Annotated in this window: 10 protein-coding genes; 2 read left to right on the forward strand and 8 right to left on the reverse strand. The window is 37.6% G+C overall.

What is annotated here, in order from left to right:
* Nucleotides 1-144: 144 nt before the first annotated feature.
* The 4 genes from rsmG to asnC all read right to left on the reverse strand — a co-directional run bounded on the left by rsmG (nt 145) and on the right by asnC (nt 4048).
* Complete coding sequence (gene rsmG, locus AACU95_RS00705) at nt 145-771, reverse strand: 16S rRNA (guanine(527)-N(7))-methyltransferase RsmG (protein WP_004246599.1); 627 nt, start codon at nt 769-771, stop codon at nt 145-147.
* Nucleotides 768-2666, reverse strand: coding sequence for a tRNA uridine-5-carboxymethylaminomethyl(34) synthesis enzyme MnmG (gene mnmG, locus AACU95_RS00710; RefSeq protein WP_004246600.1), 1899 nt, complete (start codon nt 2664-2666; stop codon nt 768-770). Before mnmG ends, rsmG begins: the two co-directional genes overlap by 4 nt.
* Nucleotides 2667-3045: 379 nt before the next feature.
* Nucleotides 3046-3486, reverse strand: coding sequence for an FMN-binding protein MioC (gene mioC, locus AACU95_RS00715; protein WP_004249871.1), 441 nt, complete (start codon nt 3484-3486; stop codon nt 3046-3048).
* A gap of 100 nt (nt 3487-3586) precedes the next feature.
* Nucleotides 3587-4048 carry a transcriptional regulator AsnC gene (asnC, locus tag AACU95_RS00720; protein WP_004246603.1) on the reverse strand — a complete coding sequence of 154 codons (462 nt, stop codon included), beginning with the start codon at nt 4046-4048 and terminating at the stop codon, nt 3587-3589.
* Between the two features lie 160 nt (nt 4049-4208).
* On the opposite strand from asnC, the gene asnA reads away from it, so the two are divergent.
* Nucleotides 4209-5201 (forward strand): aspartate--ammonia ligase, encoded by a 993-nt coding sequence (gene asnA / locus AACU95_RS00725; protein ID WP_004246604.1) that lies wholly within the window; start codon nt 4209-4211, stop codon nt 5199-5201.
* On the opposite strand, the gene viaA is transcribed toward asnA, so the two are convergent.
* Complete coding sequence (viaA, locus tag AACU95_RS00730) at nt 5202-6659, reverse strand: ATPase RavA stimulator ViaA (RefSeq protein ID WP_004246605.1); 1458 nt, start codon at nt 6657-6659, stop codon at nt 5202-5204.
* Nucleotides 6660-6666: 7 nt separating this feature from the next.
* A complete protein-coding gene (ravA, locus tag AACU95_RS00735; RefSeq protein ID WP_012368606.1) occupies nt 6667-8166 on the reverse strand; it encodes an ATPase RavA in 1500 nt (499 codons plus the stop codon).
* 280 nt (nt 8167-8446) lie between these two features.
* Here ravA and rbsK point away from each other — a divergent pair, with 280 nt between their 5' ends.
* Nucleotides 8447-9373 carry a ribokinase gene (rbsK, locus tag AACU95_RS00740; protein ID WP_004246607.1) on the forward strand — a complete coding sequence of 309 codons (927 nt, stop codon included), beginning with the start codon at nt 8447-8449 and terminating at the stop codon, nt 9371-9373.
* Nucleotides 9374-9454: 81 nt separating this feature from the next.
* Here rbsK and mdtD read toward each other — a convergent pair whose 3' ends face one another.
* Together mdtD and AACU95_RS00750 are read right to left on the reverse strand one after the other, a co-directional pair.
* Nucleotides 9455-10852, reverse strand: a complete 1398-nt coding sequence (gene mdtD / locus AACU95_RS00745) for a multidrug transporter subunit MdtD (RefSeq protein WP_012368605.1) — start codon at nt 10850-10852, stop codon at nt 9455-9457.
* A gap of 80 nt (nt 10853-10932) precedes the next feature.
* On the reverse strand, nt 10933-11619 hold the full coding sequence (locus tag AACU95_RS00750; protein ID WP_004249867.1) for a FadR/GntR family transcriptional regulator: 687 nt from the start codon (nt 11617-11619) through the stop codon (nt 10933-10935).
* Nucleotides 11620-12079 lie beyond the last annotated feature (460 nt).

Here is a 12079-nt window from a genome sequence, read left to right on the forward strand (position 1 = left end):
AATTATTTGTTACTTAATTGTAAAATACGGGTAAATATGGAATGACGCTATTTTATCCCTTAAAGTAAATAGCGATAACATTGTAAATGTTATCGCTAAAGCACAAAAAATGAAAAAAGAAGCCGATGAATAGCCGTCTACAGTTTAAAAAATAACCAGATGACGCTGTTCATTCAATTCGGGGATCGCTAAATTAATCACCTTTTCAGGCATCTTTAAACCATTTTCAGAAAGCTCATCAAGTTCTTCTTGATGAATCTGCCCTTTTAATGCATAAAAACGCCCGTGTTCTTCAGTGACTAAATGTGAACACCAAGAAAGCATATCTTTCATCGAGGCAAAAGCACGACTAATCACACCATCAAATGGTTTTTCTACTTGATACTCTTCAACTCGATATTGCACAGGTTCGATATTATGCAGAGCTAATTCATGCTGAACTTGCTTCATAAAACGAACGCGTTTACCTAAGCTATCAAGTAACACAAAGTGGTGATCGGGACGCATTATTGCTAAAGGAATACCGGGCAATCCTGGCCCGGTACCAACATCTATGAAGTTGTTTCCTTCAAGGTATTGACTCACAACTATGCTGTCTAAGATATGACGAATAAGCATCTGTTGAGGATCTCTGACAGAGGTCAAATTATATGCTTTATTCCATTTATCGAGCATAGCAACATAAGCGGTTAATTTTTGAGCTTGAACATCAGTTAACTCAATATTGGCTTGCTTTGCCAGCTTTTTTAACCGATTAAGTAAGTCACTCATGATGCACTCCGGCGTAATAAACCTTGTTTTTTTAACCAAACAAGTAAAATTGAGATAGCTGCAGGTGTCACACCGGAGATCCGCGATGCCTGACCTATTGAAGTTGGTTTGTGATCGTTTAGTTTGGCAATGACTTCATTTGATAATCCACTCACCTGTTTGTAGTCGATATCAATAGGCAATGCAGCACTTTCATTACGCAGTTGTTTTTCAATCTCTTCTTGTTGACGATTGATATAACCTTCGTATTTTACTTGGATCTCAACTTGCTCTGCCGCTTGTGGTCTCGAATCATCAATACCAGGAGCAAAACGAGGGATCTTTTTCAAAATCTCATAGGTCATTTCAGGACGACGTAATAAGTCTTCCCCATTCGCCTCTTTAGACAGTGGCGTTTTAAGTAATTGATTGATTTCTTCTAGGTTATCCGCTTTTGGATGAACCCAAATATCTCTTAAACGTTGACGCTCTTTTTCAACTAATTCGACTTTTTCACTAAATTGCGCCCAACGGTTGTCATCAACCATACCAAGTTCACGACCAATTTCAGTTAAACGTAAATCAGCATTGTCTTCACGTAACATCAAGCGATATTCAGCACGTGAAGTAAACATTCGGTATGGCTCTTTCGTACCTAAGGTACAAAGATCATCAACTAATACACCAATGTAGGCTTGATCACGACGAGGGAACCAACCTTCTTGATCAAAAGCATAACGTGCCGCATTAAGACCTGCTAATAGACCTTGCGCTGCTGCTTCTTCATAACCGGTAGTGCCATTAATTTGGCCAGCAAAGAATAATCCGTTGATAAACTTACTTTCGAGTGTTTGTTTAAGATCACGGGGATCAAAAAAGTCATACTCTATCGCATAACCAGGTCGGATGATCTTGGCATTTTCCATACCTTTCATGGAATTTACTATTTGCATTTGAACATCAAAAGGTAAGCTTGTTGAAATACCATTAGGGTAAATTTCATTGCTTGTTAAGCCTTCAGGCTCTAAAAAGATTTGGTGTGAATTGCGATCAGCAAATCGCATCACTTTATCTTCAATTGATGGACAATAACGAGGGCCGATACCTTCAATAACCCCTGCATACATAGGACTGCGATCAAGGTTATTACGAATTATTTCATGTGTTTGCTCATTAGTATGAGTAATATGGCAAGGCATCTGTTCAGGATGTTGATCCACATTACCTAAAAATGAGAAAACAGGCATTGGATTATCGCCTAACTGTGGCGCTAATTGACTAAAATCGATAGTTCTTGCATCAATACGAGGTGGTGTACCTGTTTTTAAGCGACCTACACGTAAAGGTAATTCTCTTAATCGATGTGATAAAGAGACTGATGGTGGATCACCTGCTCGGCCACCACTGTAATTTTCTAAACCAATGTGGATTTTTCCATCAAGGAAAGTTCCTACGGTTAAAACTACCGCTTTAGCACGGAATTTTAATCCCATACGAGTGACTGCACCCGTTACTTGGTCATTTTCAACAATGAGATCTTCAACGGGTTGTTGGAAGATCATTAAATTAGGCTGATTTTCAAGGGTTGTGCGAATAGCTTGGCGATAAAGTACGCGATCGGCTTGTGCTCTTGTTGCTCTTACTGCTGGCCCTTTACTTGCATTAAGGGTTCTAAATTGAATACCAGCATGGTCGATGGCTGTGGCCATTAATCCACCCATGGCATCGATCTCTTTTACCAGATGCCCTTTACCAATCCCACCAATAGCTGGGTTACAAGACATTTGGCCCAAAGTATCAATATTGTGGGTCAGTAATAGGGTTTGACGCCCCATACGAGCTGCAGCCATAGCGGCTTCTGTACCGGCGTGACCACCACCGATGACAATGACGTCAAAATGTTCTGGATAAAACATGTGTGAACCTTAAATGTTACGAAATGCTGAATGTGTTGCATTGGGAAAACGAATTCTACTCAACTTTTTGACAGATACAAGTGAGCATGATCCGCAGGTAATTATTTAAAGATCTTTTTATTTAAAGATCTCTTTATTAGATCTTTTATTAAGGAAGCGATCCTCTGTGGATAAGTGGATTTTCTATTTAAAGATCATAAAAGTGTAAAGGATCATATACTGTGAATGATCCGTGATCTAGATGCTGATAAGCTGGGATCAAAACAGCGAGTTATACACAGGTCATTTCTGGATATAGGCTTATACAATGGATAACTACGGGTTAACCCCTGCTTTTAAGCATAGTTATCCACATCTAACTGCTGTTTTTTTGTTCGATTTAAAGTAAATTTTTCCAAGTTGTAAGCCATTCCTCTGCTGGATCTTCCGGAATGTCGTGTTCTTGTATATCTATTTCTAGGCGATCACCTAATCGAACAGCCCCTTTTTCTATTAGTTTTTGATCTAATGTTCTGATCGCACCACAGAAAGTGTCATATTCACTACTTCCTATACCTACAGCACCGAAAGAAACTTTACTTAGATCAATGCCGTCTGCTGAGATTTCGTCAGCAAATGGCTGGAGGTTATCTGGGATCTCACCTGCACCGTGTGTGGAAGTGATCACCAACCAGATCCCTTCTTGCGGAAGATCATTAAGAGAAGGCCCATGGTGTAGATCTGTCTCAAATCCCTCTTTAGATAAGATCTCTTCGAGGTGTTCGGCGACATATTCAGCACTACCCATGGTGCTGCCACTAATTAGCGTGACTTTTTTCATTCATGATCTCCTTATGTTCAAGACGCGCTATTGTACGCTGTGAATCACTTGGGATCTACCTGTGGATAATGTGGTTATAAAAAAAAATAGTTTTTTTTCGTTATGGCTTGATTGTCCTTGTTATCGGGTTTTGCAAAGAGATCAAGGTTTCTGTCGATTGGATTTCATCAATAGTCTGAATTTTGTTGATAAGTACGTCTTGAAGCGCTTCGATGCTTTTACACATTACCTTAATAAAGATACTGTATTGACCTGTTGTATAATAAACCTCAACCACTTCATCTAACTTATCTAGCTTATCTAATGCGGTATGGTAGTCTTTGGCACTTTTTAAAATGATGCCAATAAAGCAGCAAACATCAAACCCTAGTTGTTTTTCACTTATATCTACGCGTGTCCCCGTAATAATTCCTGCTTGCTTCATTTTTTCAACACGAACATGAATTGTGCCCGGACTTACTGCAAATTTTTTAGCTAATTCAGCATAAGGTGTTCGAGCATTCGCCATTAAAGCGTGAAGTATGTCACGATCGAGATTATCGATCTGATAAATATTGTCCATAAAATCCCCCTGTTTTTAATGATAATGCATTTTTATAGTGTTTTTTTTAACGATTTTAAATAGGCAAGGCTATTTTTAATGAAGTATATTGAATTTACCCCCACTTTTGTTGCTTAATCTATCTCAGCAAAACACAACATCGCCACTAGGGATATAAAAAATGGAAAAATCATTCATTCAGACTCAACAACAAATTAGCTTTGTTAAATCATATTTTTCACGTTTATTAGAAAAAGAATTAGGCCTGATTGAAGTTCAAGGACCGATCTTAAGTCGCCTTGGTGATGGAACTCAAGATAACTTATCTGGTCATGAGAAGGCCGTACAGGTTAAAGTGAAATCTTTACCTGATTCTACCTTTGAAGTTGTCCATTCATTAGCAAAATGGAAACGTAAAACATTAGGTCGTTTTGGATTTAGTTCTGGTCAAGGTCTTTATACACATATGAAAGCCTTGAGACCAGATGAAGATCGCTTAACGCCAATCCATTCTGTCTATGTTGATCAGTGGGATTGGGAAAAAGTGATGGAAGGTGAGGAGCGTACACTACCTTACCTTAAGCAGACAGTGGGTAAAATCTATCAGGCTATAAAAGAAACTGAAAAAGCCGTCAGCGATGAATTTGGTCTGACACCGTTCCTGCCAGATCAAATTCAATTTATTCACACTGAAGAACTGTTACGCCGCTACCCTGATCTTGATGCTAAAGGTCGTGAAAAAGCGATAGCTAAAGAATATGGTGCTGTTTTCTTAATCGGTATTGGTGGAAAACTATCAAGTGGCGAAGCTCATGATGTAAGAGCGCCAGATTATGATGACTGGACAACACCTAACGAAGATGGCTTTGCAGGGTTGAACGGCGATATTTTAGTTTGGAACCCAGTATTGCAAGATGCTTTTGAAGTGTCGTCAATGGGTATCCGCGTTGATCCAGAGACATTAATGCGTCAGCTAACTTTAACTGATGATACTCAACGTCTTGAGTTAGATTGGCACAAAGCATTAATGCATGGCGATATGCCACAAACAATTGGTGGCGGTATAGGTCAATCACGTTTAGTCATGCTACTTTTGCAAAAAGAGCATATTGGACAAGTACAATGTGGCGTTTGGCAACAAGACACCCGTTTAGCTTTTGCGGATATGCTGTAATTATTGACGCCAACGTCGTAGTAATCGACTTTTTAACCCAGTGTCAAAACGCCATATGTGGTCGAAAATTTTCATAATACTGGGTTTACCATAATTGGATAGGGTAACCGCATGGAAGCGATTATGCTGTTGCTGTTGGACTTTTTTGATTTTATTGATTAGGTTTTCGGGTAACCTTTGGGCAACAAAGTCAGAAATAACAACAGCATCAGCGTCTTTCCATGTGGGGGTATTAAGCTTATCTGCTACCTCATTTAAACAAGATGCTAAATCAGTTCCACCTCTAAATGTTTGATTCAAAAATTTAACAAGTTCTTGTAATCCATCAGAAGAAGATAATTGGTAATGGATCATTTCTGTTGAAAAAAGCATGACATGACAGGCACGGTTATCCGCTAGTGCTATTTTCATTAGCGCTAAACCAAAGGCTTTAGCACATTGCTCATTAAATCCCCCCATAGAGCCAGAAGTGTCGATACAAATGATAAAAGGGCCTCTTGGTCGTTCTTCATCAAGGTGATGAGTGACTGGGCGTAATACTGTGCGTTCCTGCCAACTATCACCCTGTAAACGATAAGTATTGAGCTGTTTTTCAATGAGTTTACGATAAAACTCATACTCAACTTCATTTATGCCTAATAAAGCTAGTTCAGCAGGTAATAAACGTAAAATATCATCACTTAAGCCTATACCATTTACTTGCTCTGGCGTGGTATCCGGTGCTTTTTCAACGATTGTTATTGATTCAAAAATGACACTCTCTTCAGGAAGCGATTTCGCCGTTTTACTTCGCCCCAGTAAGCTGGCCAATTTATGTAATTCAGGTTGTTGATTTAGAAAATCACTATAACGTTGAATAATTTTCTCATCATAGGGGGTTTTGGTAATAACGCCTTTGCTCATATCCCATAAACGGCCTGCAGCCCGTTCATTTTCAGAAAATGTATTACTTAAACTGCCACTTAATGCTAAGCGTTCTTGTAGTTCTGCAAGTAACTGCTCTTGCTCTTGTTCAAACAGTGCTTTATGTAATGTCGTGACTTGAAATATTAAACTAATGCGCCAGCGTTGAATAAATAGAGCTTGTTGAGCTGGAGAAAAAGGTTTATTTGTTTTTATTAGTTGTGTTGCTTCTATAACAAATGAAGAATCAAGCTGATTTAGTTCTGTAAGAATATTGTCCACTTGCTGATTAAAAACAGCATTACATAATGATTGCGTTTGCTGATAAAGTGCAAATTCATCTGCGATGATGGTCGGCACCAGTGTTTCTTTCACTTTTTCTTGTAAGCTTTTTTTCCATTGATAAATGTCTTTTAGTAATGCTTTTTTTAATCTTGGGTGTTTTTCAAAAAAAACAGCTAATTGAGGAGAAGCTAATAAAGTGATAATCACTTCTTCTATAAGCTGCCCTTCGTTTATCGCTAAAAGCATATCGATGGTAGAAAGTGTTAGCATGGCATGGTCACTTTATTTGACTTCTTAATTGAGATAATTTTTCATTTAATTGCAAAAAGCTTTGTTCTATAGAAATGAGCCAATCATTATCAATAAAGATATTAGGTTGATGATGATTAAAATTTTCTTGTTCAGAATAAATCTCTTGGGTGAGATCTTTTAATTTATCTAACCATTGTTGATTATCTTCAATAGGCTCTGTTTTGATGCTTTCTGACTGTTGGTATAACGACGTTGTTCGGCGACTAACATCCAATACCTCTAAGACACCATCTTGACGAATTTGTGCATTAATAGATTGTGGGAAACCAATACCATTTAATCTGGCAGAGAGTTCATCACCTTTATCTAAGAAAGTTTCTAATGCTTTTTTCTCAACAGTTATAAAGTTAACTTGAATACTATGTATATGCAGTGGAATATGTAAAAACAGCGTAAATTTATCAGACTGCATTTTTTCTGATAATTTGAAATGTATATTTCTACCAAACATACTACTTTGTTTTTCAAAGCGAAATGCTTGTTGATCTTGTTTGCTTCTTGTCGATTGCATCCATTCAGCCCACAGATTTTCTATTTTCTGTAAAAGTGTTAGCTGGTGGTATGCTTGTTCTGTTAATAGTGTTTTTAATAAGTCATTTAGCAGCGCAAAAGAAGCTTGATCATGCCAAAGGCAATCTTTTAACAGAATAAGATCTAAAGGTGATATCGCACTACGACCATTAAAAAAAGCACTGGCCTGTAATAGACGAACCGCTTTTTTCCAACGTCTGTCTGAAACATAAGGTGCTGCATCACTTTTATCGAGTGAGTTGCGAAGTTGATAAATTAATTCGAATAAGTGGTCATTCAAAGTAATTTTTTCTAACTCTGTTTGCCAAAGTAAAAATTCGTCTGTTGTAATTTGTAGTTGTTCAGGAATACGAAAAGCGCTGACCTCTTTATTAACTAATAACGCCCGGAAGTTTTTTTTATCTTGTACTTTTGATAACCAAATTCTAATCAGCATTCGATCATAAAGCGCTTCAAGACTGCTGTCTGAATCAGGTAGTTCATTAGAAGCCGAAACTAACAAACGCATGGGAATACTTACTTCGTTTTCGCCATTGCGAAATTTACGTTCATTAATTGCCGTTAATAAGGTATTCAAAATAGCGGGACCGGCTTTCCATATTTCATCAAGAAAAACAATTTCGGCGTCAGGTAAATAACCTTCGGTTAAACGTTGGTATTTTCCTTCATCTTTTAATGCTTGAATGGATAGTGGACCAAAAATTTCTTCAGGTGTTGAAAAACGGGTCATTAAATATTCAAACGCTTTAGCGTGTTTAAATGCCTCTTTCATTCTTCTCGCAATTAAGCTTTTAGCAATACCTGGAGGACCTAGCAAAAAAACGCTTTCTCCACTTAAAGCCGCGAGTAAGCAAAGCCGTATCGCTGATTGACGTTCATAAAGCCCAGTTTCAAGGTATTGGCTAAGTTGTGAGATCCGTTCTGCAAGTTGCATAAAGGCTCCTAATTAGGGTACTTATTTTCGTTATAGAGATGAAACTATCAAAAAATGAGTAATGACATATAGTCAATTATTCAATTAGTACACAATTCGTTTATAACAAAAATCGATTCAGCTTCCTACTGCTTCTTTTGGTTCTTTTTTGTTTTGCTGGCGAAACGTTTCGATGGTGATCACGTTTTTTCATTAATGTTGCTGAGATGATCGATTTAAAATACGACATGTCATCAATTAATGGCATTAAAACATTATCACTTGATAGTAAGGAAATATCATGGAAGCGAAGAAATTAGTGATTTTAGGTAGTGTTAATGTCGATCATATTCTTAATGTTGCTCATTTTCCGCATCCTGGTGAAACTATTTCCGGTAATCAGTATCAGATGGTTTTTGGAGGTAAAGGTGCAAATCAAGCCGTCGCTGCAGGGCGTTGTGGTGCTAATATTACCTTTTTAGCTTGTCTTGGAAATGACGATATTGGTCAAAGTGCTAAAGCTCAGCTGATCACAGATAAAATAGATACAGATTGTATTGAATTAATTGATGATGAAGCCACGGGTGTTGCGTTGATTTTTGTTAATCAGCAAGGTGAAAACGTTATTGGTATACACGCTGGAGCCAATGGAAGGTTAAACAGAGAATATGTTGAACGTTATAACTCGGTGATTAAAAAAGCAGATGCTTTACTTATGCAATTAGAATCACCTCTAGATTCTGTATTAAAAGCGGCTCAAGTCGCTAAACAAGAAAGTGTGCAAGTTATATTAAATCCAGCACCAGCACAGGCTTTACCGGATGAATTATTATCTCTCGTTGATATCATTACACCTAATGAAACAGAAACTGAATACCTCACAGGGGTAAAAGTTATTGATGATGAAAGTGCTCAACGTGCATCTAATATATTACATGATAAAGGGATAGAAACCGTTTTAATTACTTTGGGTAGCCGTGGTGTTTGGGTTAGTCAAAATAATCAAGGAACGATGGTTCCGGCATTTAAAGTGACCGCAATAGATACTATTGCTGCAGGAGATACATTTAATGGCGCTTTTATAACGGCTTTATTAGAAGGTTTACCAATGATGAAGGCGATTAAATTTGCGCATGCAGCCGCCGCTATCGCTGTTACTCGTGCAGGAGCACAACCGTCAGTACCTTGGCGCCATGAAATTGAAGCTTTTTTGTCGCAGCATGACTAGCGTAAAAATAAGATTATCGCTATTTAGAGTGGCGTATAAAAGAGAGCTATAGGCTCTCTTTTATTTTTATATCTCAACTAATTAGTTTTCATTTTTCTTCTTATTAGTAAGATTATCACCATCATGTTTATTAAGTAATAAGAAAACAAATGAAGAGAGTAGTGTAATAGCGCCGACAGTAATAAAAGTATAATGGAAGTTATCTACCGTAGAGCCGGCATTTTCTGCATCAAAATAATTTAAGATAGAAGCACTTACTGCAATACCAAAACTAATCGCTAGTTGTTGAGTGACGGCTAAAACACTATTGCCTGAACTGGCATTATTGTCAGTTAAGTCAGCGAGTGAAATAGTATTCATCGAAGTAAACTGAATTGACATGACAACACCTAATAAAAAGAGTGGTAATACTAGGTAATAAATAGACATATCAGGTGATTGTAAGGAAAACTGTGCAATCATCAGACCTATAATAATGGTTATTCCAAATAGTGTCCGGCGATAGCTAAATGTCACTAAGACTTTTGTCACAAAGGATTTGGCGAGTATAGAGCCCAAAGCCATTGGTGCCATCATCATACCTGAGATAATAGCAGGATAGCCAAAACCTACTTGTAACATCAGTGGCATTAAGAAAGGAATGCATCCTGTTCCTAAGCGCGTTGCGATATTACCCGCAATACCGACAGAGAAAGTCCGTGTTTTGAATATATTTAATGGTATTAAGGGTTGCTGGTGGCGTTTAGCGTGATTGATATAGAGACCGAGTAAAAAGAAGCCACCTAAAATCACCGCAAGAGGGATATATCGAGAGATGTTTTTATCGCCAAAAAGATCGAGGCTGACGGATAACATGACTAAACCAAAACCAAAGAAAATAAAGCCGAGTAAGTCAAATTTACGTTTTGGCATCGTAAAATTAGGCATATGTTTTATGGCGTAAAAAATACCAAGTAAGCCAATAGGAATATTAATAATAAATATCCAATGCCAAGAAGCATAGGTGACAAGGATCCCTCCCAATAATGGACCCGCAATTGGCCCCACAAGCCCCGGCATTGTGACAAAGTTAAGAATGGGAAGGAGTTCGCTACGAGGATAAGCTCTTAATAAAGCAAGACGAGCAACCGGCATCATCATTGCACCACCTATTCCTTGTATAACCCGCGAAATTACCAAAAAAGCAAGGTTAGGAGAAAGTGCGCATAATAATGAACCGCCAGAAAAGAGTGAAACGGCGATAATGAAAATCTTGCGAGTCCCAAATCTATCAGCTAACCATCCACTTACAGGAATTAATAAAGCTACCGTTAAAGTATAGCTAATTACGGCTGATTGCATGGCGAGAGGGGAGTGATTAAGACTTTTAGCTATATCAGGGAGTGCCGTATTTAATATAGTCGCATCTAATGACTGCATAAAAAAAGCCATTGCAGCGATCCAGGGCAACCCTGACATATTTTTGGCGGATTTTAACATGTAACAGATACCGTCTTTCTTTTATTTTTAGCTTATTAGCCAGTATAAACAAAAAGACAATAAAATCGTATTAAAAATACTCAGTCATTTATTAATAGTATTAAACAAAGATCACGCGCTCTATTTCCATCTCCTTCTATAATCGCTTGTACAATTTGATTATGAGTTTCAGGCTGTACTGTTTCATTGCCAACAATTAAATCAAAATATTTTTTGTAGGCAGATAGAAAAAGAGAACCAAAAGAAGCAAAAAATGGATTGCCACTGGCTTGATAGATTAGATAGTGAAATTGTGTATCAATATCTAACCAATGCTGACGGTTAAAGTTATCTTTGAGTAGCTGCATTTCTGTAGCTAGAAATAATAGCGACTCTTTTTGTGTCTCTGAAGCATGTAATGCAGCTAAATAACAGGCTTGAGGTTCTATTGCTAAACGAACATGATGGAAATAATGACTCACCTTATTAAATTCACCGCTATCTATCCACCAATTAAGTAAATCATTATCTAATAGATTCCAATTTTGCATTGGCGTAACTCGAGTACCTATTCTTGGCCGAGGTAGTAACATACCTTTTCCAGCAAGCATTTTTATTGCTTCACGAATAACAGTTCGACTAACTGAAAGTAGTTCAGCGAGTTCTATTTCACCAGGTAATAAAGATTCAGGTTCGTAGTATCCAGAAAGTATTTGTTTACCTAGTTTTTCAGCAACAATATAAGAAAGATTTTTTTGGGATGCTGAGCGTTGTTCGCTTAGTTGCATAATAATAGTTACCTTTACCATAATTTGCTTTCTATATTACGTGAGTAATAGCAATAAAGCTGTTTGGATTTTAATCTATCAGTGTAAAATTAGAGCATTTTCATTCGTTTTGTTGAAAAATAGAGCGAACAGAAAAAAAATTGAAATAAATACTTGCGCTAATCTGAGAAGCCCCTATAATGCGCACCCACTGACCGACGATGAGCTGACAACAGCAACGACGGAAAGGGAAGAGAAAAGAAAAAAGTTTGAAAAAACTCTTGACTCTTCAGAGGAATAGCGTAATATACGCCTCCTCGCAACAACGCAGAAGACCGGAAACGGCAGCGATAGTTGCACTGCTCTTTAACAAATTATCAGACAATCTGTGTGGGCACTCGCAGAGACGATATCTTCTAAAAAATTAGATGTATCAAGTCTTGAAGAGTGACTAACAAGTTAATTCATATAATGAATAAGC

This window comes from Proteus sp. G4415 (genome assembly GCF_963896075.1).
In the GTDB taxonomy this organism is placed as follows: domain Bacteria; phylum Pseudomonadota; class Gammaproteobacteria; order Enterobacterales; family Enterobacteriaceae; genus Proteus; species Proteus mirabilis.